The sequence below is a fragment of the Hydrogenophaga sp. genome, assembly GCF_036675665.1.
GTDB lineage: Bacteria > Pseudomonadota > Gammaproteobacteria > Burkholderiales > Burkholderiaceae_C > Hydrogenophaga.
Genome location: NZ_JAKFEO010000112.1, coordinates 19760 through 45258, shown reverse-complemented (window position 1 = coordinate 45258; position 25499 = coordinate 19760). Strand labels below are relative to the sequence as shown.

Annotated in this window: 27 protein-coding genes; 9 read left to right on the top strand and 18 right to left on the bottom strand. The window is 67.6% G+C overall.

Going from position 1 to position 25499, the window contains the following annotated elements:
* Nucleotides 1-54: 54 nt before the first annotated feature.
* From V6M63_RS23420 to V6M63_RS23385, 8 genes are all read right to left on the bottom strand, one after another.
* A complete protein-coding gene (locus tag V6M63_RS23420; protein WP_332745838.1) occupies nt 55-1218 on the bottom strand; it encodes a PAS domain-containing sensor histidine kinase in 1164 nt (387 codons plus the stop codon).
* 51 nt (nt 1219-1269) lie between these two features.
* Complete coding sequence (locus tag V6M63_RS23415) at nt 1270-1539, bottom strand: hypothetical protein (protein ID WP_332745837.1); 270 nt, start codon at nt 1537-1539, stop codon at nt 1270-1272.
* 100 nt (nt 1540-1639) lie between these two features.
* Nucleotides 1640-2260: a DUF2231 domain-containing protein gene (locus V6M63_RS23410; RefSeq protein ID WP_332745836.1), complete on the bottom strand. Its 621-nt coding sequence runs from the start codon at nt 2258-2260 to the stop codon at nt 1640-1642.
* A gap of 111 nt (nt 2261-2371) precedes the next feature.
* Nucleotides 2372-3103 (bottom strand): aspartate/glutamate racemase family protein, encoded by a 732-nt coding sequence (locus tag V6M63_RS23405; RefSeq protein ID WP_332745835.1) that lies wholly within the window; start codon nt 3101-3103, stop codon nt 2372-2374.
* A 37-nt stretch (nt 3104-3140) separates the two neighbouring features.
* Nucleotides 3141-4028 (bottom strand): ABC transporter permease, encoded by an 888-nt coding sequence (locus V6M63_RS23400; RefSeq protein ID WP_332745834.1) that lies wholly within the window; start codon nt 4026-4028, stop codon nt 3141-3143.
* Between the two features lie 3 nt (nt 4029-4031).
* Nucleotides 4032-4940: an ABC transporter permease gene (locus V6M63_RS23395; protein ID WP_332745832.1), complete on the bottom strand. Its 909-nt coding sequence runs from the start codon at nt 4938-4940 to the stop codon at nt 4032-4034.
* A gap of 18 nt (nt 4941-4958) precedes the next feature.
* Entirely contained in the window at nt 4959-6242 is a 1284-nt protein-coding gene (locus V6M63_RS23390) for an ABC transporter substrate-binding protein (RefSeq protein ID WP_332745830.1), read from the bottom strand.
* A gap of 46 nt (nt 6243-6288) precedes the next feature.
* Nucleotides 6289-7329: an ABC transporter ATP-binding protein gene (locus tag V6M63_RS23385; protein ID WP_332745828.1), complete on the bottom strand. Its 1041-nt coding sequence runs from the start codon at nt 7327-7329 to the stop codon at nt 6289-6291.
* 265 nt (nt 7330-7594) lie between these two features.
* Here V6M63_RS23385 and V6M63_RS23380 point away from each other — a divergent pair, with 265 nt between their 5' ends.
* Both V6M63_RS23380 and V6M63_RS23375 read left to right on the top strand, forming a co-directional pair.
* Complete coding sequence (locus V6M63_RS23380; RefSeq protein ID WP_332745827.1) at nt 7595-8248, top strand: dienelactone hydrolase family protein; 654 nt, start codon at nt 7595-7597, stop codon at nt 8246-8248.
* Nucleotides 8245-8982, top strand: coding sequence for a phosphoribosyltransferase (locus V6M63_RS23375; protein ID WP_332745825.1), 738 nt, complete (start codon nt 8245-8247; stop codon nt 8980-8982). The genes V6M63_RS23380 and V6M63_RS23375 overlap by 4 nt, the downstream gene beginning before the upstream one ends.
* 6 nt (nt 8983-8988) lie before the next feature.
* Here V6M63_RS23375 and V6M63_RS23370 read toward each other — a convergent pair whose 3' ends face one another.
* From V6M63_RS23370 to V6M63_RS23355, 4 genes are read right to left on the bottom strand one after another with little or no spacing between them, the layout of a single operon-like run.
* Entirely contained in the window at nt 8989-11940 is a 2952-nt protein-coding gene (locus V6M63_RS23370; protein WP_332745824.1) for a chemotaxis protein CheB, read from the bottom strand.
* Between the two features lie 42 nt (nt 11941-11982).
* Nucleotides 11983-12669, bottom strand: coding sequence for a response regulator transcription factor (locus tag V6M63_RS23365; protein ID WP_332745823.1), 687 nt, complete (start codon nt 12667-12669; stop codon nt 11983-11985).
* Nucleotides 12666-13805 (bottom strand): sensor histidine kinase, encoded by a 1140-nt coding sequence (locus V6M63_RS23360; RefSeq protein ID WP_332745822.1) that lies wholly within the window; start codon nt 13803-13805, stop codon nt 12666-12668. Before V6M63_RS23360 ends, V6M63_RS23365 begins: the two co-directional genes overlap by 4 nt.
* Nucleotides 13806-13822: 17 nt before the next feature.
* Nucleotides 13823-15355 carry a sensor histidine kinase gene (locus V6M63_RS23355; RefSeq protein WP_332745821.1) on the bottom strand — a complete coding sequence of 511 codons (1533 nt, stop codon included), beginning with the start codon at nt 15353-15355 and terminating at the stop codon, nt 13823-13825.
* 277 nt (nt 15356-15632) lie between these two features.
* On the opposite strand from V6M63_RS23355, the gene V6M63_RS23350 reads away from it, so the two are divergent.
* The 5 genes from V6M63_RS23350 to V6M63_RS23330 are packed head-to-tail and all read left to right on the top strand — an operon-like array spanning nt 15633 to nt 19509.
* On the top strand, nt 15633-16487 hold the full coding sequence (locus V6M63_RS23350; RefSeq protein ID WP_332745819.1) for a Crp/Fnr family transcriptional regulator: 855 nt from the start codon (nt 15633-15635) through the stop codon (nt 16485-16487).
* A gap of 13 nt (nt 16488-16500) precedes the next feature.
* Entirely contained in the window at nt 16501-17751 is a 1251-nt protein-coding gene (locus V6M63_RS23345; protein ID WP_332745817.1) for a class I SAM-dependent methyltransferase, read from the top strand.
* 19 nt (nt 17752-17770) lie between these two features.
* Nucleotides 17771-18424, top strand: coding sequence for a BON domain-containing protein (locus V6M63_RS23340; RefSeq protein ID WP_332745816.1), 654 nt, complete (start codon nt 17771-17773; stop codon nt 18422-18424).
* A gap of 1 nt (nt 18425) precedes the next feature.
* Nucleotides 18426-19028: a nitroreductase family protein gene (locus V6M63_RS23335; protein ID WP_332745814.1), complete on the top strand. Its 603-nt coding sequence runs from the start codon at nt 18426-18428 to the stop codon at nt 19026-19028.
* Nucleotides 19029-19050: 22 nt separating this feature from the next.
* Nucleotides 19051-19509, top strand: coding sequence for a pyridoxamine 5'-phosphate oxidase family protein (locus V6M63_RS23330; RefSeq protein ID WP_332745812.1), 459 nt, complete (start codon nt 19051-19053; stop codon nt 19507-19509).
* 12 nt (nt 19510-19521) lie between these two features.
* On the opposite strand, the gene V6M63_RS23325 is transcribed toward V6M63_RS23330, so the two are convergent.
* From V6M63_RS23325 to V6M63_RS23310, 4 genes are read right to left on the bottom strand one after another with little or no spacing between them, the layout of a single operon-like run.
* The gene (locus V6M63_RS23325; RefSeq protein WP_332745811.1) at nt 19522-20478 is read right to left on the bottom strand and encodes an alpha/beta hydrolase; all 957 of its coding nucleotides are present in this window, start codon (nt 20476-20478) and stop codon (nt 19522-19524) included.
* Nucleotides 20475-21614, bottom strand: coding sequence for a polymer-forming cytoskeletal protein (locus V6M63_RS23320; protein ID WP_332745809.1), 1140 nt, complete (start codon nt 21612-21614; stop codon nt 20475-20477). The genes V6M63_RS23325 and V6M63_RS23320 overlap by 4 nt, the downstream gene beginning before the upstream one ends.
* Before the next feature lie 6 nt (nt 21615-21620).
* Nucleotides 21621-22145 carry a flavodoxin family protein gene (locus V6M63_RS23315; RefSeq protein ID WP_332745807.1) on the bottom strand — a complete coding sequence of 175 codons (525 nt, stop codon included), beginning with the start codon at nt 22143-22145 and terminating at the stop codon, nt 21621-21623.
* Between the two features lie 8 nt (nt 22146-22153).
* A complete protein-coding gene (locus tag V6M63_RS23310; protein ID WP_332745805.1) occupies nt 22154-22579 on the bottom strand; it encodes a universal stress protein in 426 nt (141 codons plus the stop codon).
* 220 nt (nt 22580-22799) lie between these two features.
* On the opposite strand from V6M63_RS23310, the gene V6M63_RS23305 reads away from it, so the two are divergent.
* Together V6M63_RS23305 and V6M63_RS23300 are read left to right on the top strand one after the other, a co-directional pair.
* Entirely contained in the window at nt 22800-23249 is a 450-nt protein-coding gene (locus V6M63_RS23305) for a host attachment protein (RefSeq protein ID WP_332745803.1), read from the top strand.
* 76 nt (nt 23250-23325) lie between these two features.
* Entirely contained in the window at nt 23326-24258 is a 933-nt protein-coding gene (locus tag V6M63_RS23300) for a hypothetical protein (protein ID WP_332745802.1), read from the top strand.
* On the opposite strand, the gene V6M63_RS23295 is transcribed toward V6M63_RS23300, so the two are convergent.
* Nucleotides 24209-24694 (bottom strand): hypothetical protein, encoded by a 486-nt coding sequence (locus V6M63_RS23295; RefSeq protein WP_332745800.1) that lies wholly within the window; start codon nt 24692-24694, stop codon nt 24209-24211. The two genes, V6M63_RS23300 and V6M63_RS23295, sit on opposite strands and share 50 nt — an antisense overlap.
* Complete coding sequence (locus V6M63_RS23290; RefSeq protein ID WP_332745798.1) at nt 24691-25479, bottom strand: dioxygenase family protein; 789 nt, start codon at nt 25477-25479, stop codon at nt 24691-24693. The genes V6M63_RS23295 and V6M63_RS23290 overlap by 4 nt, the downstream gene beginning before the upstream one ends.
* Between the last annotated feature and the right edge of the window lie 20 nt (nt 25480-25499).

The following is a 25499-nucleotide window of genomic DNA, read 5'->3' as shown; positions in this document are numbered from 1 at the left end:
ACCTCCTGTATCGGTCGCGGCGGGGAGATCTTGACATCTCCCTGCGCCACCGGCTCACCCGTTGCGGAACGTGGCGGAGTGCTCCTCGAGTGCTGCGCCGGGCAACTCGACCGTGAAGGTGCTGCCTCTTCCGACGCCAGCACTCGACCCTGAAATGTTGCCCCCATGCATTTCAACAATCGAGCGCGCCAGCGCGAGCCCGATGCCCAGACCCCCTTGGCGACTTTCCTTCACGCCATCCCCCTGAGCAAACAGCACAAAAAGCCGATCGATGGTCGCCGGGTCCATCCCCACACCATTGTCTGAAACCTCCACCCGCAACCAGTCATTGACCACGGTGGCTTGCAACCGGATGGTGCCGCCGTCCGGTGAAAACTTCGCCGCGTTGGACAGCAGGTTCTGGAGCACCTGGATGAGACGAATCTCGTCGGCGTTCAGGCAAACATGGCCCTCGGGCATGTCGACGTCGAGCACCTGGGATCGCGCGTTCATCTCTGGCCAGACGGCCTCGACGGCCTGCGTCACGACGCTGTTGAAAGTGATCCGCTCGGGCTTCGTATGAATCTTGCCGCTGGTGAGCCGTCCGGCATCCAGCAGATCACCCATCAACCGATTGAGGTGGGTCAGTTGACGGTCCAGGACGTCGCGCGCGACGGACAGCGACGGGCTCAACGATGGCTCCCGCTGCATGAGGGTCACAGCGTTGCGCATGGGCGCCAGAGGATTGCGAAGTTCATGTCCCAGCATCGCCAGAAACTCGTTCGTGCGGCGCAACGAGTCCTCCAGCTCATGCAGCCTGTGGCGTTCGCTCATGTCGCGAGTCACCTTGGCAAAGCCTGCCAGCACGCCCTCGCTGGTATGGATGGGCGTGAGCACGATGTTCGCCCAGAACGTTGTGCCGTTCTTGCGAACGCGCCATCCCTCCTCTTCCGTTCTTCCGTGGAGAAGAGCCCTTTGCAGTTGCCAGGCTGGAAGCCCCTCCACACGGTCGTTCTGGCGAAAGAACATGCTGTAGTGCTTGCCAATCACCTCCGAGGCCGAGTAGCCCTTGATCAACTCGGCACCTCGGTTCCAGCTCTGGACATGACCCTGGGGGTCGAGCATGTAGATGGCGTAGTCCCGCACCGCATCCAGCAGCCTCAGGCGCTCCGAGTCCGTCAAATCCACACGATCGAGAGTCGACATACCGTTGCACTCCGGCTTGAGAAAAGTGACCATGACTGTACGGCAACGCTGGCCGCACAGGCCAGGTGCGGGACGCGCTGGCGATCATTCCGGGGGCTGCGTCCTGCCCCTCCAGTGGCGAACGGTGAACGGGAATGTCGGGCGGTGGTCCCTTGCCGCGAGCGCACCGTCGGGTGTTGAGCCAAGCTCGCCCCAGCCCGCCCCCGCCGCGTGCTCACCCCAGTGCCGAAAACCGTGCTGGAGAACGCTGTGGCTCTCGCCGGGAATGCCGAGCGCCGTGGTTTCATACACGCCCTCGCGTTCGGGGGGGCCGTTGGCGTCAATCGTGAACCAGGGAGTGAGCTCGGTGGACATGGTGTGACCTCTGCAAAACATCGAGGACGCCAGCCTAAATCCGATCCGCACTGGTCGACTGTTCGCTGGCCAACTCAGCAGTCATCCCGTGAAGCGGTGGTCAGCGGCGCGTGGACCGCGGGCCATGGTTCGGCGGCGCGGGGGCATCGACAGCGGCCCCGGGGTCTTCTTCTCCCGCGACCGATAGGAGCAGGGAGACAGACGGATCGGCCGGGCCGGGATCGGGGTCCGGGGTCCTGGGTGGCACGGGCGAATGGAACGCGAGCGAACCGGGCGCATCCGGGTGGGCGCCCGCGTGCACCCCCACACCCAGCCGGGTCACCAGTTCGCCGCCCAGCCACACCGTCCCCAGCATGCAGGCGCCCGCGACCAGGCTCAGCGCCAGGACCGCGGCGGAAGGCGGCAACCCCTCCTCACGCAGGAACCAGCTCAGCGCAAAGAGACTCAACGCCACCGCGTTACCCCCGCCGTGAAGCGCGCCCAGCCGGCGGGCGCGGGTACCGCGCGGGATGCGGCGCCAGTCCAGCCAGCCAAAGGGCGCGGCCAAGAGGCCTCCTGCCAGCCCCAGGGCCAGCAGATCCTGCGCCAACTGCACGGCGCGCGGGCCCGTGCCGACCAAGGTGGAAAGATCGACCAACACCGCACTGAACAGCAACCCGCCGGGGAACAGCACCAGCAGTGGGTGCACCGGGTGGCCGAACAGGTGGATGCTGCGGTTCATGGCGGGTGACGGGGCAAGGCACATTCCCGGCAACTCTGCTCTGCCCCTCACGGTGTGCGGGCGCCGCCCCGATGAGAGGCGGCAGAAGTTGCAGCACTTTTGACGGAAACGCTACAGGTCGAGGCTTGCGCGGCGCAGTTGCGCGAGCAACTCGGGGCTCGGGCGCGGCGCGCTGCACGCGGTGGTGCCGAGTTGCCGCCGTGCCCAGTGGCCCGCGGCGGACACGCTGTCGATGAGCGGCACGTCCACCTCCGCCTGCAATTTGGCGGCCATGCCGGCCAGGCCCGCGCCGCCCACGATGACCGAAGGCACGCCCCAGCGCTGCCGTGCATCGCGGCAGGCACGCCCCAGCAGCGCGCGCGCCCCCACCGGGTCGGCCACCAGTTGCGCGCCAGTGGGCGCCACGGTGTGCACGCCCGCCAGCGCGTCGCCAAAGCCCAGCGTGTGCGCCAGGCGCTTCAGCATGGGCCCCCAGCGTTCGCCGCCGGTGACCACGGCAAAAGGACCCAGCCGTGCTGCTTCGATGAAGGCCGCCTCGGCCAGACCGCTCACGGGCACCGGGCTGCTTTCGCGCAGGGCCAGCAGGCCGGGGTCGCCGAAGCAGCCGATGAGCACCGCGTGGGGTGCGGCATCGTCGGTGTGCAGGGCGTGCAGCCAGGCGTCGAGCACGGCGTGGCCGGCAACTGCGCAACCCGCTTCGTCGGAGATGTAGGGTGGGCCGAAACGCGCCGTGACCGCGCGCACCTGCACGGCGGGGGACAGCACGCCGCCCAGGTGGCGGGCGAGCAGATCGGTGACCAGCGCCGTGGTGTTGGGGTTGATGACCAGCAGCTGCGGGGACACTGGTGTACCTTCGGCTTCGCCTGCGGCACTCACACGCTCAGGGGCGCTTGCCCCGTGTCTGCAGCCGGCTGAAGAACGCGGCCAGGGCCAATGCGGCGGCCATGACCACCAGCGAGACCACGGTGGTCACCGTGCCCAGCGCGTAGATGGCAGGCGTGGTCACGGTGGTAGTGAGGCCCTGCAGTTCCAGCGGCAGCGTGTTGACGTCGCCGATGGCTTGCGAGGTGCGCGCGATCTCGTCCCAGCTGAGCGTGAAGCCGAACATGGCGATGCCCACCACCGATGGCGCGATCAACGGCAGCACCACATGGCGAAAGCCCTGCCAGGGCGTGGCACCGAGATCGCGCGCGGCCTCCTCGTAGGCCGGGTTGAAGCGGTTGAAGATGGCGAACATGATCAGCAGGCCGAACGGCAGCGTCCAGGTGAGGTGCGCGCCCAGGGCCGAGGTGTAGAGGCCCAGCGTGGTGTTGAAGGTCTCCTGCATGCCGGTCATGCCCAGCGTCTCGAACACCCACTTGAGCCCGGTGTCGAGCAGGCGGAACGCCAGTCCGATGCCCAGCGACACGATGATGGACGGCATGATGAGGCTGGCCACGACCACGAAGAACAGCGCGTTGCCACCCCACAGCTTCTTGCGAAATGCCAGGCCCGCCAGCACCGACAGCACCACGGTGAACACCATCACCGCCAGGCCCAGGCCGAGCGAGCGCTGCAGCGCCGCGCCGATGTCGACCACGCCCAGGCCTTCGGCGAGCTGGCGGAACCAGTGCAGCGAGAACCCCCGGATCGGGAACGTGAGCCCGCCCTCGGGGCCCTGGAAACTGAGCACCACGATCACCAGCATGGGGCCATAGAGGAACACCACGAAGGCGGCGAAGAAGGCGGCGAGGAACCAGAAGCTGGCCGGACGCTTGTCGCGGTTCATGGCTCAGAGCTCCTTGCGCACATCGACCAGCCGCGTGAGCGCCCAGATGATCATGAGCACCAGCGCCAGCAGGATCACCGCGTTGGCCGCGGCCAGCGGGAACTGCAGGTACGAGGTCTGCACCTGGATGATCTTGCCCACCGAGGCGATCTGCTGGCCGCCCATGACGCCGATGGTGACGAAGTCGCCCATGACGATGGTGATGACGAAGATCGAGCCGACGATGATGCCGGTGCGCGAGAGCGGCACGATCACGTTCCACAGCGTCTGCCAGGCCGAAGCACCGCTGTCGCTGGCGGCCTCCAGCAGGCTGCGGTCGATGCGCATCATCGAGTTGAAGATGGGCACGATCATGAACATGGTGTAGAGGTGCACGAAGGCCAGCACCACGGAAAAGTCGGAGAACAGCAGCCACTCGATGGGCTGCTCCACCACACCCAACTCCACCAGCGTCTGGTTGACCAGGCCGTTGCGCCCGAGCAGCGGCACCCACGAGATCATGCGGATCACGTTGGAGGTCCAGAACGGGATGGTGCAGAGCACGAAGAGCAGCGTCTGCACGGTGCTGGAGCGCACGTGAAACGCGAGGAAATACGAGACGGTGAAGCCCACCACCAGCGTGATGAGCCAGACCAGCAGGCTGAACTTGAAGGTGGAGAGATACGTCTTGAAGGTGGTGCACATCTCCGCGGTGTTGCCGCAGCCTTCAAAGATCGAGATGTAGTTCTTGACCGTGAAAGCGGGCAACAACTCGTACTCGTTGAAGTCCCAGAAGCTCACCATGCCGATGAGCGCCAGCGGCGCCAGGAAGAACAGCACGAACACCGCCGTCAGCGGCAGCGCCTGCCACCAGGCGGCCTGGCCCGGGCTGGCGGTGGTGGCTGCGTGCTCGGAGACGGCGGGTGAACTCATGGCAGCGTCAGATCACGTTCAGGCCGCGACGAACTCGTTCCACTTTTGCACCATGTAGGTGTTCTCGTCCATCAGCGCGTTCCAGCAGGCGATGCCGCCCATGCGCTGCTCGTACGAACCCCCGTCGCGGACGCCGCCGGCCTTGTGCAGCAGGTCGCCGTTGGGGCTCTTGATGTCCTTCTCGGCGGGCTTGCCTTCCATCCAGTAGGCCCACTCGTAGGGCTCCATCTTGGCCTTGGCGGTTTCCAGCACGGCGCTGTAGTAGCCCTGGCGGTTGAGGTAGGCGCCGGCCCAGCCGTCGAGGAACCAGTTGATGAATTCGTAGGCGCCGTCGAGCTTGCGGCCCGAGAGCGTGGTGGGCAGGCCGAAGCCGGCGGCCCAGGCGCGGTATCCCTCTTTCAATGGCTGGAAAGTGCAGGCAATGCCCTTGGAGCGCACGGCGGTCACGGCGGGCGACCACATCGACTGGATCACCACCTCGCCCGAGGCCATGAGGTTGACCGACTCGTTGAAATCTTTCCACAGGCTGCGGAACTGGCCGGCCTTCTTGGCTTCGATCAAGGTCTTGATCGTGAGGTCGATCTCCTTCTTGGTCATGTTGCCCTTGTCGGGGTACTTGTAGATGCCCATGGCCTCCACCACCATGGCCGCGTCCATGATGCCGATGGAGGGGATGTTGAGGATGGCGGCCTTGCCCTTGAACTCGGGGTTGAGCAGCTCGGCCCAGCTGGTGACGGGACGCTTGATCAGATCGGGGCGGATGCCCAGCGTGTCGGCGTTGTAGACCGTGGGGATCAGGCTCATGAACTGCGTGGGCGAGGTGGCGAACTTCTTCGACTTCTCACCTTCGAGGTACATCACCTTCTTGGGCGCGGTGCCCTGGTCGCCCACCTGCTTGCCGGCGATCTCACCCTTGGTGAACAGCGGGGTGATCTTGTCGGCATTCTTGATGCGCTTGGTGTCGATGCCCTTGAGGTTGCCGGTGGGCACGATCTTCTTGAGCGAGAAGTACTCGGTGTCCAGCAGATCGAAACTGTTGGGCGCGGTCACGGCGCGCTTGGTCACGTCGTCGGTGGTCACGGCCACGTACTGGATCTGGATGCCGGTGTCGGCCATGAACTTCTCGGCGATCGCCTTGTCCTGGTTGACCGCGGTACCCAGGTAGCGCAACACGATCTTCTCTTGCGCGTGCACGGCCGGGAACATGCCGGCGGCCAGGATGCCGGCCGTGCCCTTGAGCAGCGAGCGGCGCTGGACGTGGCCGCCTTGTGGGTCGGTGTCGTGTTGAGGTTGGTCTGACATGGTGAGCTCCTTGAGCAAGGGTGGGTGGAAAGCGGAAAGAAAGGATTCAGGCAGCGAGTGCGTGCGCGGCGTCCGCGGCCCAGGCCAGCTGCACCTCTTCACCCAGCGCAAACGGCTGGGCGGCAAAGGCGGCCTCGGAGACCATCACCGAGATTTCGGCAGTGGTGCTGGCGGAGATGGCGGCACCGGCGTTCTGCAAGCCCAGCAGCACGTAGGTGCCCTGGTACTCCACGTCGGTGATCACGGCGCGGCGGTTGGTGGCACCGTCCGCACCGGCTTGCGCCAGCGGCAACACGCTGATCTGGTCGGTGCGCACGCCCACCTTTCCGTTGGGCGTGTCCAGCACGTTGTGCCCACCCATGAAGCGGGCGACGAATTCACTGACCGGGCGGTTGTAGACCGTGTGGGGCGAGCCCACTTGTTCGATCAGCCCGTGGTTCATCACCACCATGGTGTCGGCCAGCGCCATCGCTTCTTCCTGCGAGTGCGTCACGTGGATGAAGGTCAGGCCCAGCTCCTTCTGCCAGCGACGCAGTTCGGCGCGCATCTGGATGCGCAGGAACGGGTCGAGCGCGGAGAGGGGTTCGTCAAGCAGCAGCACGCGCGGCTGGGTGATCAAGGCGCGCGCCAGCGCCACGCGCTGCTGCTGCCCGCCCGAGAGTTCGGAGGGCTTGCGCGCGCTCAGGTGCCCCATGGCCACGCGCTCCAGCAGCTCGGCCGCGCGGGCATGGCGCTGCGCCTTGTCCACACCCTTCATCTTCAGACTGAAGGCCACGTTGTCGAGTGCACTGAGATGGGGAAACAGCGCGAAGCTCTGGAACATCATGGCCGTGCCACGGCTGGCGGCCGGCAGGTCGGTGATGTTGCGGTTCTCCAGCAGGATGTCGCCACTGGTGGCGGACTCGTGCCCGGCGATCATGCGCAGCGTGGTGCTCTTGCCGCAGCCCGAGGGGCCCAGCAGGCAGCAGTAGCTGCCGCGCTCGATGCGCAGGTTGATGCTGTCCACCGCCGGGATGCCGGTGCCGTAGCGCTTGGTGAGCGCGACCAGTTCGATCGCGGGGCTGGAGGAAGTCTCGGGAACCGTCATGCCCTGCACAGTGCAAAGTCCATGCCATGCGCTGGTGCAACCCGGCGTGCCGGGTCTGGTGCACCGGGCCCGACAAACTCCCCAAACGGGTGCGGTGCCGACCGTTTCGCACCACAACACCATGAATGTTCCCGTGTCGACCCACTGAAACCTCAGAAGGTCGGTGCATTGCGCACGCTCAATGCACCAGATCCGCCAGAACCAACAATGGGTTGTCGTTGACTTCCGTTTCCGGAATATTCCGGGGTTTTCAAACGAGGCACCCATGTCTACCTTGCTCATGACGGAGCCCGTGCAGCTCGGCTCGCTGGCGCTGCCGGGGGATCTGGTGATCCCACCCCAGGCGCTGGGCGTGGTGATGTTCGTGCACGGCAGTGGCAGCGGGCGCCAGAGCCCGCGCAACCGCTGGGTGGCCGGCGAGTTCCAGAAGCTGCACCTGGCGACCTTGCTGTTCGACCTGCTGACCGAAGAGGAAGCGCAGGACCGTCGCATGGTGTTCGACATCGATTTGCTGGGGCGGCGCGTGGTCGAGGCCATCCACTGGACCGAGCACCACCCCGACCTGGCTGACCTGCGCCTCGGGCTGTTTGGCGCCAGCACGGGCGCGGCCGCAGCGCTCGCAGGTGCGGCCAAGCGACCGGATCGCGTGGCGGCCGTGGTCTCGCGCGGCGGGCGTCCGGACCTCGCCCTGGCCAGCCTGCCTCATGTGCAGGCGCCCACCCTGCTGATCGTGGGCGGGCTGGACACCGAAGTGCTGGCACTCAACCGCCAGGCACTGCGCCAGCTGCATGCACCCAAGCGGCTGGAGGTGGTGCCCGGCGCGGGCCACCTGTTCCAGGAACCGGGCGCGCTCGACAGCGTGGCGCTGTTCGCCTCCAGCTGGTTTGAACAGTACCTGTGTGTCAGGAGGTCCGCATGAACACATTCGTGAGACGCGACACCGACCAGTTTTCAGACTCACGCGGCGTCGCTTCCGGCTACCCCGGCGCGACCATGGCCCGAAAACCCTTTGCAACCCGCAAACAGGCAGGCCTCGCCCTCGCCCGCGAGCTGCAACTGCTGGACTTGAAAGGGCCCGTGGTGGTGCTTGCATTGCCGCGCGGGGGCGTGCCGGTGGCCGCCGAGATCGCGCGCACGCTGGGCGCACCGCTGGATCTGCTGCTCGTGCGCAAGATCGGCGCCCCCTTCCATCCCGAGCTGGCGGTGGCCGCCGTGGTCGAGGGTTCACCGCCCGATGTGGTGGTCAACGAAGAAACCGCCGACCTGCCCGGCGTGAACGACGCCTGGATCCAGGGCGAGTTGCCCACCGCGCTGCGCGAGATCGAACGCCGCCGTGGCGTGTACATGGCAGGCCGTCCGCTGCGGCCCGTGGAGGGCGCCACCGTGATCGTGGTCGACGACGGCATTGCCACCGGTACCACCATGCGGGCCGCGTTGCGGGCGCTGCGCCGGCGCCACCCGGCCCGCCTCATCGTGGCGGTACCGGTGGGGCCGCACGCCACCATCGCGGCCCTGAGCGACGAGGTGGACGAGGTGGTCTGCCTGATCGAGCCGCGACCGTTTCGCGCCATCGGGTTGCACTACCTCGACTTTCACCAGCTCGGCGACGACGAGGTGTGCGCGGCGCTGGAGGCGGCGAACGCGGTGCCCTGAAGCCCCTCAGGCCGGTGGCGCCGAGGTTGCGGCAAAGCTCACCAGCACCAAGCCGCTGTTGCCACTCTTGTCGGGCACTCGGCGCGTGCGCACCCGCAGGTGCTGCAGGCCGATGCCGGCGAATTCGTGGCTGACCGCGCGGTCTTCTCCCGGGCGCTGGCCGGGCAGCGGGCCGTCAAGCAGCTCGTGCATGGCCGCGAAGTCCCACTGATGGTTCGCGATCTCGTAGAACCCCTCACCCAGGGTGTTGTCGGCCTGGCCGCCAAACAGGTCCAGAAAGGCGCGGTTGGCGGTGAGCACCTTCAGCTGCGCGTCGAGCACCACCAGCGGTTCGTACACCGTGTCCACCACCGCCTCGGCCAGGTCGCGCGCCTGGCGCACGGCCAGCGCCAGCACGCGCTCGGTCACGTCGTTGAAAGTCAGCACCACGCCGTCGATCACGTTGTCCACCGTGCGGTAGGGCTTGATGCGGGCGAGGTACCAGGTGTTGCCGCTGGTGCGCACCTCGCGCTCCACCGGCGTGAGGGTGTCCAGCACGGACTGGGCCTCGGCCAGCAGGTCCATGCCCTGCAGCTCGCAGCGGATGTCGGCCAGCGGGCGTCCCACGTCGGACGGCACCAGGCGGTAGACCGCCGAGGCGTCGCGCGTGAAACGGCGGATCAACAGCCGACGGTCGAGAAAGATCGACCCCACGCTGATGTTGTCGAGCAGGTTCTTCATGTCGTCCTGCATGCCGGTGAGCTGCTCCACCTTGGTCTGCAGTTCGGAGTTCACCGTGACCAGCTCCTCGTTGACCGACTGCAGTTCCTCCTTCGACGTTTCCAGCTCCTCGTTGGTGGACTGCAATTCTTCATTGGTGGACTGCAGCTCTTCGTTGGTGGACTGCAGCTCCTCGTTCGAGATCTGCTGCTCCTCGACCATCGCGCCCAGCGTCTGTTTGCTGAGCAGAAGCTCGTGCTCCAGCGCCTGCATGCGCTGCGCCTCGGTGCTGGCGCCGGCCTTGCGCCGCCGCGCCGGACTGCGCGCCTGCGAGTGGTCCCGCTCCTGAAAGCTGAACAGCAGCAGATGGCGGCTGGGCTCAGGCCCTGCGATCGCCCGCACGCTCAAGGTCACCGTCCGGACCTCGTCGTCGATCTTGTGCAGGACGTCGCGGCTGAACGGCGTCAGGTCGCCCGCAGCCGCCTTTTGCAGGGCATCGCGCACATCGATCTGGAGGCTGTCGTGGGCCATGTCGACCACGTTGTGCGAGGGCTGACCCGGCGCCAGACGCAGGAACCTACCGGTCTCGCCGTGCACGAACAGGATCTCGCCCTGCAGATCGGTGAGCACCGAGGCGGGGGCGAAGGTCTGCAGCAGCGTGCGCCGCGCGAGGTCGGCCACCGCGGTTTCGCGCGGCTTGGTCACCACCACCGGCAGGGCCGTTCCCGCACCGTCGGTGGTCCAGGACAGCCGGCTGCTGATCACCGCGCGCCGGGAGGCCACGGTGGGCCGCGCGCGGTAGATGTTGAGCCGGCGCTCCAGCGTGTCGAACAGCTCGCCATGGCTGCCGATGCTCTCGGACGGTGACAGGCAGAGCACGCCGCCCGGACGCAGCGCGTAGTGGAATATCGGTATCAGCCGCTCCTGCAGTTCGGGCTCCAGGTAAATCAGCAGGTTGCGGCAGGTCAGCAGGTCCAGCCGGGTGAAGGGCGGGTCCTTGATGACGCTCTGCACCGCGAACACCACCATCTCGCGGATTTCCTTGCGCACACGGTAGCCGCCATCTTCCTTGACGAAGAAGCGGCGCAGGCGCTCGGGCGTCACGTCCTGCGCGATGTTGGGCGGGTACAGGCCCGCGCGGGCCACCGCGATCGCGTCGGCATCGATGTCGGTGCCGTAGATCTGCACCTGCCAGTCGTGGTGTTGCTCGTCGGCCAGCTCGCGCAACAGCATGGCCACCGAGTAGGCCTCTTCGCCGGTGGCGCAGCCCGCCACCCACACGCGCAGCGCCTCGTGTTCGGGCCGCCGGGCCAGCATGGCCGGCAGCACCTCGCGCTTGAGCGTGTCGAACACCGCCGCGTCACGAAAGAAACTGGTGACGTTGATCAGCATCTCGCGAAAGAGCGTCTGCACTTCGGGCGGGTGCTCCTTGAGGAAGCGTTCGTAGGTGGCGATGTCCTCGATGCCCTGCTGCGTCATGCGCCGCTCGATGCGCCGGCCCAAGGTGCTCTTCTTGTACTGCGAGAAGTCGTGGCCCGTGCCCAGGCGAAGCTGCATGAGCACCCCCGCGAGCCGGCGCGATGCCTCGCTGCCGTCTCCCACGCCCGGACGAGAACCCAGGCGTCGGGCATGCGCCTGCAACAGTGCCGGCATGGCCTCCACGGCGAGGGCCTGGGTGGCGAAGCCCGACTTCAGCGCGCTGGCCGGCATGCCGTCGAAGCGCGCGCTGGCGGGCTCCTGCACCAGCCCCAGGCCCCCCGCGCCGTGGATGGCCCGGATGCCCAGCGTGCCATCGGTGCCGGTGCCCGAGAGGATGATGCCCACCGCCGCTTCGGCCTGGTCGGCGGCGAGCGCGCGGAAGAAGCTGTCGATGGGAAGGTGACGGCCGCGCGGCTCGGTCGGCAGGCTCAGGCCCAGGACGCCGCGCGAGATGACCATGTCGCGGTTGGGCGGGATCACGTGCACGCGGTTGGCTTGCACCGGCATGCCGTCGGTGGCCTCCACCACCGGCATGCGGGTGCTGCGCTGCAGGATCTCGGCCAGGATGCTGGGGTGGGTGGGGTCGAGGTGCTGCACCAGCACGAAGCCCATGCCGCTGTCCTGCGGCATGGCGCGCAGGAACTGCTCGAAGGCCTCCAGGCCGCCGGCCGATGCGCCCAACGCCACCACCGGGCGTCCGCACTCCACGGCCGCTGTGGGCGCCTGGGCGTCGGCACTCCCGTTGCCGCCGGGCAATGTCTGCTGCTTCTTCGTGACCATGTCCGCTCCTCGATGCCGGGTATTGTCACCCGGGCACCGGGCTCAGCCGAGGTCCGGGGTCGCGCCCAGATCGACCTTGTCGAGCCGGTGCTCCAGACCAAAACGGATCAGGGCGGCCGTGCTGTCGAGCTGGAGCTTTTCCAGAATGCGGGTCTTGTGCGTGCTCACCGTCTTGATGGACAGGTGCAGCGATTCGGCGATGTCGACCATGCGCTCGCCCGCCACGATGCGCTGCATGATCTCCAGCTCGCGGTTGGACAGGGTGCCGATGTCGGCGACAGGGCGGCTGCCATTGAGTTGCTGCACCACCCGCTCGGCCAGCACCGAGGTCACGAAGACCCCGCCCGAGGCGACCTTGCGCACGGCCGCCACGAGCTCGTCGCTGGCACTGTCCTTGGTCACGTAGCCGCTGGCCCCGGCCTGGAAGGCGCGCAGCGCGTACTGCTCCTCGCTGTGCATGGTCAACACCAGCACGGCCACGCCGGGAAAGCCGTCCTTGATGCGTTGGATGAGGTCCAGTCCGCTCATGCCGGGCAAGGACAGATCGGCGATCACCAGGTCGAAGGACTCGCGCCGCAGGCACTCGAGCGCCTGGAAACCGGTGCCCGCCTCGGTGATGGACCAGTGATTGCCCAGCGGATCGAGCAGACGCTTGAGGCCCTCGCGCACCACGGTGTGATCGTCCACCAGCAGCAGGCGCAGCTGGACCTGAAGAGAAGATGCTTTCATGCCGGCCGCCCCGCCCGGTTGACGGGGGTTTCCTTCAGGTCCAGGTTCTGGGTCAGTTGCAGGCCGATCCAGCCCGAGCCGTCGGGCGCTGCATCGAACCCGAGCCGCCCGCCCAGCAGGCGGGCGCGGTGCTCCAGGATCAGCGACGGCTCCGAACGGGTGTCCAGGCGCCACGGCGTCTTCAACTCGTCGCCCCGTGCGCGCAGGGTGAGGATGAACTGGCCCAGTGGGCGCTGCACCACGATGATCAGTTCCGAGGCATTGGTCTCGTGCAGCAGGTAGGACAGCGATTCCTGGAAAAAGCGGTAGAGCGCCAGCGAGACCGCACGGCCCAGTGGTGGCAGGTCGTTGTCCATGCGCAGGGACAGCTTCAGATTGAGCCGACGCGCCGTGTCCCTGGCCAGCCACTCGATGGCGGGGTGTAGCCCCAGGTCGTCCAGCATGGGTGGGCGCAGGTCGGTCGTGATGCGCCGCACCAGCGCCAGCGCCTGATCGATCTCGCCCACCATGTCGTCGTCATTGCGCCTGGCCAGGTTGATCTTGATGGCGCTCAACCGCTGGCCCAGATCCTCGTGCAGCTCCAGCGCCATGCGCCGGCGCTCCGATTCGCGGGCGTCGGCATCAATGGCGGCGATGCGCCGCTCCACCTCCGAGCGCATGCGGTCGGTCACGTCGGTGATCGACACCCGCAAGGTGGGCGCGCCATCGTCGGCCAGCACGCGCACGCTGTTGACGGCGGCGAACCAGTGCAGCGTGCCGTCGGCAAAGTTCATGGTGAGGTCGATGCGCTGCGGTGTCTCGCGCGCCAGCGCCCAGCGCAGGTAGAGGTGCCAGCGGTCGGCGTCGTTCTGGCTCACGAAGCGCGCCAGCGGCTTGCCGTGCAACGCCGCGCGCGGTTGCCCCAACAGGCCGGCGCCGGTGAGGTTGATCTTCAGGATGCAACCCTGCTCGTCCAACGTGCAATAGCCGACCGGCGCAAAGTCGTACAGGTCGCGGTAGCGGTCGTGCGCCAGGGCGAGGTCGGACTGGGTGCGCTGCAGTTCCTCGTTCTGCTGCTCCAGTTCGATCTGGTGCACGCGCAGCTCATGCGCCAGGGCGTCGCGGCTGGCGGCTGAAGAGGTTGGTGAGTCGCTCATGGTGTTGCCTCCGTTGTTCAAGGGTCCAGGGTGCCTCGTGTGGATTCGTCGAAAAGCGGCTCCGTCGAGTCCTTGAAATCCTCGTCCGGCGCATGCGCGGGGGGTTGTGTCAGAGGCACATGCACCACGAGACGGGCGCCACCTTCGGGCGCATTGCCCACGGAAAGTCGCCCGCCCAGCATCAGCACCCGCTCGCGGATGCCCAGCAGGCCAAACGATCCGGGGATGCGCGAGCGGGTGCCGTTCACGAACCCCACACCGTTGTCCTGGATGGTCAGCCGCAGCTTCTGGTCGTGGCATTCCAGCGTGAGCGCCACCCGCGTGGCCCGCGCGTGGCGCGTGATGTTGGTCAGCGCCTCCTGCACGATGCGGTAGAGCGTGGTTGCCAGTTTGGGCGAGAGTTCACGCAGTCCTTCGCCCAACCGGGTGTCGATCTCGATGCCGGTGCGCCGCTTGAATTCCTTCACCAGCCAGTCGATGGCCTCCGGCAAGCCGAGGTCGTCCAGCATCAGGGGGCGCAAGTCCATGGCAATTCGGCGGGCCGACGCCACGGTGTCGTCCAGCATGTCCTGCATGAGTTGCGCGCGCTCGCCTGCCTCCGGGTTGGGGTGGTCGCGCTGGCAGGCGGTCATCTCCAGCTTGAGGGCGGTGAGCCGCTGGCCCAGCTCGTCGTGCAGTTCGCGGGCAATGCGCCGGCGTTCTTCCTCGCGCGCCTCCACCATGCTGGCCGAGAGTTCACGCAAGGTGCGGCGCGAGCGCAGCAGATCCTTCTTCTCGCGCGAGCGCTGGGTGATGTCGTTGATGACCATCTGCACGAAGCTGCGCTCGTGATCGGGCAGCACAGCCACCACCAGCTCGACCTCTCGCAAGCTGCCGTCGCTGCGCTGGATGGATCCCATCAGCACCGACACGCCCTCTTCCGGCCCCAGGTTCTTCAGCTTGCTGCGCACCGGTTCGTGCGAAGCGGGCGAGAGCAGTTCGAAGATGGAGAGACCGATCAGTTGTTCCGGGCTCTCGAGGCCGATCAGGTGCGCGCAGGCGCGGTTGGCGAACACCACGCGCTCCTGCTCGGTGATCCAGATGGCCACCGGTGCCATTTCGAAGACGGAGCGCAGGCGCAGGTTGAGCTGCTCGATGATGGAGCTCATGCGGTTGAGCTCGGTGAGGTCGCGCAGCAGCGCGGTGTAGTAGGTCTGGGTGCCCGACGGCTGGACCACCTCGCTCTTGAAGATGGCCGCTTCGAGCGGAAACTCCTCGCCGTTGGCGCGCAGCCCAAGTACCCGGCCGCGCTTGCCCATCGGACGCTCGATCTGGCCGGAATCGTGAAATTCCCGGATGTGGTCCGCATGCGGCGCGCGCAGGCGCTGGGGTATGAGGCGGGCGAGCTCCATGCCCAGGGCCTGTTCACGGGTGAGGCCGAACATGCTCAGCCCGGCAGGATTGATCATGACGATGCGCTGCTGGTGATCGACCGTGATCACCCCCTCCAGCGCCGCATGCGCCAGCCGGGGCTCCGCCAACGCCGCCACGGGCGGGGGAACACGGGGCATGGCATGTGCCGTCATGACGTCTGGTGTGCGTGGATACCTGTGGGGGCATCTTAGAAAGGTTTGGGCAGATCAACCAGCCCCGCCACTGGTCGATGTTGATACGCATCAACGTCTCCACCAGGGGGTAGGAGTTTTCCGAACGGGTCGTGGGAATCCAGGCCATCGCATCAAGCCTCAATCCGAACGCAGGTCGCGCCGGATTCCGATGGTGCTTCGAAGGCCGCTGGCGCATCCTTGAACCAGTCCACAAGTTCCCCAAGCCCTCGAGGAGCCACCCTTGAACCCACCGTTCACCCCGCCGATCCGCCTGGCTCCGGCCAGGATCTCCGATGTCGCTCCAACCGGGCGCGGCACTCTCGCCGACCTGATGCGCATGCTGGGCAACGACGCGCTGGACAACCCCGGTTCGGATCCGACCGCAGCCCACACGGCTGTGGGGCTGCGCCGGGTGCTGGCGGGCGAGCACCTCATCCACATGGGTGCGCCCAGTGAGGCGTTGTACTTCGTATGCACCGGCACCTTCAAGATCTTCCGCACCGACGAAGACGGCTACGAACAGGTGCTGGCCTTTGCAGGGCGCCGCGAAGTGCTGGCTTTCGACGCGCTGTGCATGGAGACCCACCCCACCGCCGCCAGCGCGCTGGAGGATTCCACCGTCTACGTGATCCGCAAGACCGACCTGCCCGCCCTCAGCCGCGCCGCGCCGGGGTTCGAGCGCGAGTTGCAGCGTGCCGGCAGCCGGGCGCTCACCCACACCAACGAACTGGTGGACGTGATGGCCGCTGTGGCGGCCGAGGTGCGGCTCGCACGCTTCCTGTTGCAGCTCTCGCGCCAGCTGGCCGCCAGCGGTCAGTCGCCGCGGCGCTTTCACCTGCGCATGGGCCGGCGCGACATCGCCAGCATGCTGGGCGTGGCGCACGAGACGGTGAGCCGCTCGTTCACGTCCCTGGCCATGACCGGGCTCATCCATGTGAACGACCGCGATGTGGAGATCCTCGACATGGACGGACTCAAGACGTATTCGCGCAGCACCCGCAGATCGCTGGACGAACCCGGCGTGTCCGGCACACGGCACCCTTCCCAGCGCCACAGCACCTGCAAACCCCCGGGCCTGCGCCAACTGGCAGCTTGAGGAGATCGCCACCATGCAGCTCACCATGCCTTCACTGATTGAAGCGCGCATCGGGCAACTCTCGCGCCCCCTGGCATTGCAATGGCCCGGTGGCCGCGCGGGCGTGGCCGACGCGCCGGTGCGCCTGAAAATCAACGACGCCCAACAGCTCAAGTCGCTGGCCAGTGGCCACATCGGCACCCTGGCCGATGCGTATGTGCGCGGTGACCTGGAGATCGAGGGTGACCTGCGCGAGGTGATGGAGATCGCCGCCGAACTCGTGGGCGACCCTTTGGCGCAAGGCCACGCAGGGCTGGGCATCCAACTGCTGCACCACCTGCGATCGCGCTGGCTGCACCGCCCGCACAAGGACGCCGAGCAGGTGCGCTTCCACTACGACCTGTGCGACGACTTCTTCGCGCTCTGGCTTGACCCGCTGCGCGTGTACTCGTGCGCCTACTTCGAGCGTCCCGACATGACGCTGGCCCAAGCTCAAGAGGCCAAGCTCGAACACATCTGCCGCAAGCTGCAACTGCAGCCGGGTCAGATGTTTCTGGACATCGGTGCCGGCTGGGGTGGACTGCTGTTCTGGGCCGCCGAACACCACGGCGTGCACGCCATGGGCATCACGCTCTCGCATGACCAGCACGCCTACGTGAACCGCCTGATCGACGAAAAAGGCCTGCGCGACCGGGTGACCATGCGCCTGCTCGACTACCGCGACCTGCCGCCCACCGCGCGCTTCGACCGCATTGCCTCGGTCGGCATGTTCGAGCACGTGGGCAGCGCCCGGCTCGACGGGTATTTCGGTCGCTTGCAGCGCCTGCTCAAACCCGGAGGCCTGCTGCTCAACCACGGCATCACCGCTGGCGGCACCGACAACCACCAGCTTGGCGGCGGCATGGGGGACTTCATCGGCAAGTACATCTTTCCGGGTGGCGAACTGGTGCACGTCTCGCGCGTGGCGCGCAGCCTGAGCGCCAGCGGCCTGGAACTGCTGGACGCCGAAAACCTGCGGCCGCACTACGCACGCACGCTGTGGGCCTGGTCAGCCGCGCTGGAGAGCCAGCTCGATCGCGCGCGGGCACTCACCAGCGAAGCCACGGTGCGCGCCTACCGGCTCTATCTCGCCGGCTGCGCGGTCGCGTTCGAGCGCGGCTGGATCTCGATCCACCAGTTGCTGGCGAGCCGGCCGAGCGGGCGGCTGAACGACACACCGTTGCGGGGCGCCCAGTCGGACTACCCGTTCAACCGACACCACATGTACACGGCGGAACACGCCTGAAATCTCTGGAAAGCCATCCATGAAAACCGATGCACAACTCAAGAAAGACGTCGAGGCCGAACTCGAGTGGGAACCCGCGGTGGAAGCTGCCCACATCGGTGTGGCGGTGAAGGACGGCGTGGTCACGCTCACCGGCCACCTGGAGACTTTCGCCGAGAAATACGTGGCCGAGCGCGCCGTGCGGCGCGTCGCCGGCGTGCGGGCGATTGCCGAAGAAATCGACGTGAAGCTGGCCCGAAGCCATGTGCGCAGCGACTCCGACATCGCACAAGCCATCGAAGGTGCGTTTTCCTGGCACACGCTCATCCCGAACGACCGCATCCAGGTCAAGGTGGAACAAGGCTGGGTCACGCTCACGGGCGAGGTGAACTGGGACTACCAGCGCCGTGTGGCCGAGCAGACGGTGCGACCCCTCACCGGCGTGCGCGGCGTCACCAACAGCATCACGCTCAAGACCACGTCCACGCCCTCGAACATCACCGAGCGCATCGAGCAGGCGCTCAGCCGCCAGGCCGAGCGCGAGGCCAAGGCCATCGAGGTCACGGTCAACGGCACCACGGCCACGCTGCGCGGCCAGGTGCATTCGTGGGCCGAGCGCAACGCGGCGCAGGGCGCGGCGTTCTCGGCGCCGGGCATCACCAGCGTGCTCAACGAACTCAAGGTCACCGGCTGACATGGGACAGATCGCACTCGACCTGCAGTCCGACCTGTTCGTGCTGCCAGCGCCCGTTGTCGCGCCTCAAATCACGCTGGCCGAGGCACTGCGCCAGCGGCGCTCGGTTCGCGCGTTTTCAGCGGAAACCGTACCGGCAGAGGCACTCTCGGCCTTGCTCTGGGCCGCGTTCGGCATCAACCGACCATCCACCCGTCACCGCACTGCCCCGTCGGCCCGCAACTGGCAGGAGATCGATGTCTTCGTGGTGCTGGCGCAGGGCAGCTACCGCTTCGATGCGCACAACCACCGGCTCGACCTGGTGAAGGCCGAAGACCTGCGCGCTGCCACCGGGACGCAGGACTTCGTGGGCGAGGCGCCGGTGAACCTGGTCTACGTGGCCAACTTCGACTGCATGAATGGCGCGACGGCCGAAGAGCGCCATTTCCTCGCTGGCGCCGACGCCGGCTGCATCGCGCAAAACGTGTACCTGTACTGTGCCGGCGCAGGCTTGGCTACCGTGGTGCGCGGCCTCGTGGACCGCCGTCAACTGGCCCACGACCTCGGCCTGCGGCCCACCCAGCGCATCGTGCTGGCACAGACCGTGGGCTGGCCCGCCGCCTGAGCCAACCTGGAGCAACGCAGCCATGGACAACGAGATCCGAAAAAAAATCCTCCTGCTGCTGGACCAGCACAGGATCATGACCGTGGCCACGCTGCGTCCGGACGGCTGGCCACAGGCCACAACGGTGGGCTACGTGAACAAAGACCTGACCTTGTATTTCCTCTGCGGACTGGACAGCCAGAAGGCGAAAAACCTGGCGCAGGACGATCGGATCTCACTCACGATCGACCACGACACATCGGACTTGATGATGATCACAGGCCTGTCCATGGCAGCGCATGCCCGGGCGGTCCATGACCGCGCAGAGGCAGAGGAAGTCTTGCGACTGCTGCCGCTGAAGTACCCACAGGCGCTGGCGCAGGCACTGCCCTTCAAGATGCCGACGCCGGACGAGATCCGCGTGTTCCGCGTGACGCCGGTCGTCATCTCCGTGCTCGACTACACCAAGGGCTTCGGGCACACAGATCTGGTGATCTGCTGAGCGTCCCGTTCCTCAAGGTACCCAGCCCGTGCGTGCCACCACAAACGCCGTGATCCTCTTCATCGCCAGCGCCGCCTCGGGCAGGAAGGCGGCCAGCTGGAAAGCGTGCGGCACGCTGGGCCACAGCTCCACTTCCACATCCACCCCGGCAGCGCAGGCCTTGTCGGCCACGCGCAGGGCTTCGTCGCGCAGCAGTTCGGTGCTGCCGGCCTGCATGAACAGCGGCGGGAAACCGGTGAAGTCGGCGAAGAACGGTGACACATCGGGGTGGCGATACAGCTCGGGGCTGGGCACATAGCCTTCGCGCAGCGCCAGCAACCGGGGCATGCTGATCACGGCATCGAAGCGGTGGTTGTCGGTGAGGCTGGGGCTGGCCAGGGTGCAGTCCACCGCTGGCGAGAGCAGCACCGCGCAAGCCGGCAGCGGCTCGCCGTTGCGCAGGCTGCGGTTGAGCGTGACCAGACTCAGCGTGCCACCAGCCGAGTCCCCCACAAAAACGGTGTTGCCGGGCCGACACCCGTGTGCAAGCGCCCAGCGCCAGGCACGTTCGCAGTCGTCGGGCGCGGCCGGAAACGGGTGCTCGGGCGCGAGCCGGTAGTCGGGCACCAGGGCGCTGGCGCGCAACTGGCGGCACAGGCGTGCGGCAAACGCCGTCTGGGCGTGCGGGAATCGAAACGCAAACGATCCACCGTGCAGGTAGAACAGCGTGCGCCCGGGCAGGCTCTGGGGCACGCTCACCCAGTGGGCGGGCACGCCGTCGCAGTCCACCGCCTCGCGGCGCACCGAGCGGTGCAGCGGAAAGCAGCGCGCGTCCATGCGTTCGTAGCGCTCGCGCAGCGCGGCAAAGTCGGCGTCGGGGTTCAGGGTGCTGCCCGAGGCCAGGCGCAGCACCAGATTCAGGGCACGGCTGCGCCAGCTGCCCGGGCCTTCGATGGTCAACACCCGGGGTGAGGCATCGCCGCTGCTCATGGCGCGCCCTCCGCTCGGCCAGCCAGCCGGTGGCGCCACTCCAGCACGCAGGCGCCCAGGCCAGCGGCCATGGTGAGCGTCACCAGCAGCGGTCCCAGCAAGGGCACCGCCCCCGCCACCAGCAGCGCGATCACGGCCAGTGCCATCCAGCCGAACGGCACGGACTGGCCGTTGGGGTGGTTCCCCGAAGCGCTGGAAGCCAGCCAGCGCGCGACGAACAACGCGCCGATCAACCAGCCCAACAGCAACAGCGGCGGGTACAGGGCCATGACCACCAGAGCCAGTGGAATGCCCAGCAGCGTGAAGAACAGCAACAGCGCCAGCACCGGCAGGGCCACCAGCAGAGCGGCGCCCACGCCCAGGGCGTGCCACGGTGTGGTCTCGATCCGGCGCGCGGCCTGACCGGCAAAGCGCGAGAAGACGAACAGGATGACGCCCGCCAGAGCCAGCACGCCGAGCAGGCCCATAGACAGGGGCACCAGCAGCCACCATCCGGCCATGCCTGGCCACCCGTCGTCGTGCATGGGGTGTCGACCGCCGCGGCCCGGGCCACGGTCAAACAAGCGATCGACACGCTCGATCGGGCCGGACACCGAGGCGGCCGGGTCCCGCGTGAACGTGGTCGAGGCATGGCGCAGGCCCCCGCCAACACGGGCCTGAGGTCCGAGTTCGAGCGTCTCGACGGACGCCTCGACGTTGCCGCCCACCGGCCCGTTGAGCACCAGGCGCCGGGCCCGCACGGTCAGCGAACCATCCACCCGGCCATCCACCAGCACCTCGCCACCGGCGAGCTCCGCGCGGCCCGCCACCTGAGCACCGTTGGTGAGTTTGAGGTTGCCGGCGGCGGCCATCACGTCACCGCCGACCGAACTCTCGACCACCACGTCGCCCCCGGCGGTGCGCAGGTCGTCACCCACCGGGGCTCGCACATCGACCGTGCCACCGAACAACAAGGCGTCCCCCGACACCGGCTGGTCCACCACCACGCGCGCCCCCATCGCCGTGAAGTCGCCCTTCACCGCGGTCTCGGTCCGCACCGACGAACCCGCCACCTGCTCGTTGCGCTCGATCGGCAGCGGCTGGCAGAACACACCAGGCAACCACAGACCCAGCAGCAGGAGCAGCGCGGTTTTCATGCCGTTTCAGGCGGGCGCCCGGTCCTGCGTGGGGGGCAGCGATTCCGAGGCCGAGCGCACCCGCTTGAGCTCGAGCAGGAAATGGCGAAACGCCGGGTCGCCCCTGCATTGCCCCAACGCCCGCTCGGTCATGGCCAGCCGCGCCAGCGCCCGGTGTCCGCACAAACCCTCCAGATCATCCAGTGCCTTGGCATGGCCGGAGCCAGCGCAGGTGCAGAAGACTGCCACGTTGTCCAGGGCACCGTGGTGGCGCTGCAGCCAGGTTCGCAGGGGACTGGCCACGTTCCAGCACCACACCGGCGTGCCCACGATCACGAGGTCGTAGTCGGCCGGGCGGCGTTGCATGCGCTCGATGGCCGGGCGCAGCCCCAGGACCGCCTCCGCCGCCGAGCGCAGATAGCCGATCACACCCTGGCGGCGGTGGCGGTACTCGACGCGCTCGAGATCGGCGTGGCAACGCGCCGCAATCTGCCGCGCCACGAACTCGGTGTGACCGTTGCGGGAGTAATAGACCACGAGGATGCGTTTCACGAATCGCCTCACTTCACCAGCAGCACCGGCACCGGCGCCTGGTGCACCACGTTCAGGGCCACCGAGCCCAGGAACAGGCTCCCCACCGCACCCATGCCGCGCGTGCCCATCGCGATCAGGTGCGCACCGGTCTCACGCGCCAGTTCCACGATCTCCGCGGCCACCGGCCCGCTCGTGCCATGCCGGGCACCGACCGTGAGGCCGTTGGCGCGCAGCAGTTGCGCCGCGTCTTCCAGCACGCGCTCCTGCTGCAGGCGCCGGGCTTCGTCGACCTGCTGCAGCGCCGAGGCCGGGATGTCGCCGTAGTACATCGGGTTGCTCACATTCACCAGCACCACCTCCAGATCGCCGGGCTCGCGCGGCAGCGCGGCCACCGCCTCGATGGCGCGGTTGGCGTGTGCCGAACCGTCGATCGCGATCAACACCTTGTACATGTCCGACTCCTTGATTCCAGGGCTGTTCGCGGCACGGGCTCCCTCGTCGTCGTGCGCAGCAAAACCCCCAGTCTGCAGGGCGCTGCGACCGGCGCGCTTGAGCGTGCTCAATGACCGGGCAGGTTGGTCGCGCCACCGCTTGCGCGGGTGTTGATCGAACTCAACGTTGCGCGCACCCGCTGGTCCTAGATTGGGTACCTACACCTTGAAAGGACCCGCCATGAAGAAGCAATGGATTCTGGTCGCCAACGGCTCCCTGGCCCGTCTCTTCAGCCGCACCGACGCGAGCGATCCGATGGTGCCGCTGGAGACCATCGACTTTCCCGAAGGTCGCCTCAAAGGCAGTGAGCTCGAACGCGACCGCCAAGGTCACGAGAGCAGCGACAACAGCAGCGCCGCCACGCACTTCGAGCCGCACACGAGCACGCGCAAGAAGGTGCTGCACCAGTTCGCCCGCGAACTGTCCGAGCGGCTGGAGGAAGGCCTGAGCACAGGTGAATACGATTCGTTGTGGCTCACGGCCTCCAGCCCCTTCCTCGGGGAACTCAAGGCCGCGCTGAGCCCGAACGTGACCGCCCGGCTTCAATGGGTGCACGACGCCGATTTCACCGGTCAGGACGTGGCGACCATCGAGTCCCGCCTGCGCGAACTGCGCCTGCCCGCAGGCTGACACCCTGCCCCCGCAAGCGATGGCGCCGGATTGAAGCATTGCATTGCCCCTTTCCCCCCATGCCCCACAATGGCCGATGCAACCCACCAACCGCCTTCTCCGAACCCTCTTGCCAGAACTTCGCCACTTGCTCTTCGGCCTGCTGCTGCTCAGCGGCCTGACGGCGCCATTCGCCTGGGCGCAAACCCCGTCACCCGACACCTTGCATGCGCAGTTCAACGCCTTGCGCGAGAAGGGCACGGGCCAGTTGATGGACCAGTCGATCTACCTGCGCTCCACCGAATCGGCCGACCGCATGCAGGGCGAGGTGCATGCGCTGATCGACGAGCCTTTCGAGCAGGTGCGCCAGCAGTTGGCCCGGGCGGAGCAGTGGTGCGACGTGCTGATCCTGCACATCAACGTGAAGTACTGCCGCGCCCAGCGCACCGCGGCAGGCGAGGAACTGGTCTCGGGCGTGGGCCGCAAGTTCGACCAGCCGCTGTCCGAGGTGCACTGGGTGCGTTTCGGCTTTCGTGTGGTGACCGATCGCAGCGACCATCTGCTGGCCGTGCTGCGCTCCCCCACCGGTCCGCTGGGCACACACGACTACCGCATGAGCGTGGAGGCGGTGCCGCACGCCAATGGCCAGTCGCTGCTGCGCATGACCTATTCCTACGGCTACGGCACGGCCGCGCGCTGGGCCATGAAGACGTATCTCGCCACGCTGGGGCGCGACAAGCGCGGCTTCAGCGTGGTGGGCAAGACGGCCGCGGGCCTGCCGGTCACGGTGGACGGCGTGCGCGGCGTGGTGGAGCGCAACACCTTGCGCTACTACCTGGCTCTGCAGTCGCACCTGATGTCGCACGACAAGCCCGGTGGCGACGCCACACGGCTGAGCCTGCAGACCTGGTTCGACGCCACGGAACGCTACGCCGAGCAACTGCGCGAGATGGACGGCCCGGCCTACATCGCCATGAAGCTCAAGGAAGTGCAGCGCCAGGAGACGGTGGCGCCACCTCCACCTGGCTGAAACCCAGGTGGTGCATGAGCTCGCGCAGGATGAGCAGGCTTGCAGCCGCCTCCTTGCCCGCCGGCAGGCCACGCAGCGCTGACGGATCGCCCAGCGCGCCCGAGGCCAGGCGCTGGAACAAGCCCTCCACCACGTCCCGCGTGAGCACCGCCCCGGCCTGACCTTCGGCCTGAGCCAAAGCCCGCACGAGCGGGTGGTCTGTCACCAGCGTGGAGCGCCCGGCCGTCCAGGCCGTGGCGCGCATCAATTCGTCTTCCACATGATCGATCGCCCGCTCCAGTTCGAGTGGCGTGGGCAGGTCACCGCGAAAGAAGCGCTGCGCCGTGCTCGCGCTGCCCAGATCAAGCGCGAGCGACCTCCCCTGTTCCTCATCCCCATCGCGCGCCAGCCAGGTGGCCGTGGCGCCCAGGCGCAGGAACACGCGGTCGTGGCTCACTGCGCCACCTCGCCAAACACGAAGGCGTCCATCGACAGCACGCCGTGCGTGATGCCACCGTCGATCACCCGCGCGGGAACCGACTCGCCCGCGGCACCGGCGGCCACCAGCAGGGGCAGGAAGTGCTCGGTGGTGGGGTGGGCGCGCTTCGCGTGGGGAGCGATCTCCAGCGTGCGCTGCAGGCGCGCACCATCGCCCTGCCGCACGGCTTCGCGCACCCAGGCCACGAACTCGGTGGCGTAGGCCTCTTCATGCCCGTGCCCGGCGCGGAACTCGTAGAGGTTGTGCGTGAGGCTGCCCGAGCCGACGATGAGCACGCCTTCATCGGCCAGCGGCGCCAGCGCCTGGCCCAATGCCCAAGCGCCGGCGGAGTCCAGCGTGGCGGGCAGCGACACCTGGAACACCGGCACGTCCGCGTCGGGGTAGAGGTAGCGCAGCGGCACCCAGGCGCCGTGGTCCAGGCCGCGGCGCTCGTCGCCCTGCGCGGTCCAGCCGGCTTGCTGCAACACGGCCAGCGTGCGGCGGGCCAGCTCGGGGTGGCCGTTGGCCGGGTAGCTGAGTTCGTACAGCGGCTGCGGAAAGCCGCCGAAGTCGTGGATGGTGGTGGGTTGCTGCGAGAGGCCCACGCGCGCGCCCTGCGTCATCCAGTGCGGGGAGACGATCAGCACCGCCCGGGGCCGGGGCAAGGCGCGGCCCAGCGCGCTGAGTTGCGGCCCGGCCAGGCCGGGCTCCAGCGCGAAGGTGGGCGCGCCGTGGGACACAAAAACGGTGGGCAAGCGGGTCATGCGTTTCTCCTGCGGCGCCG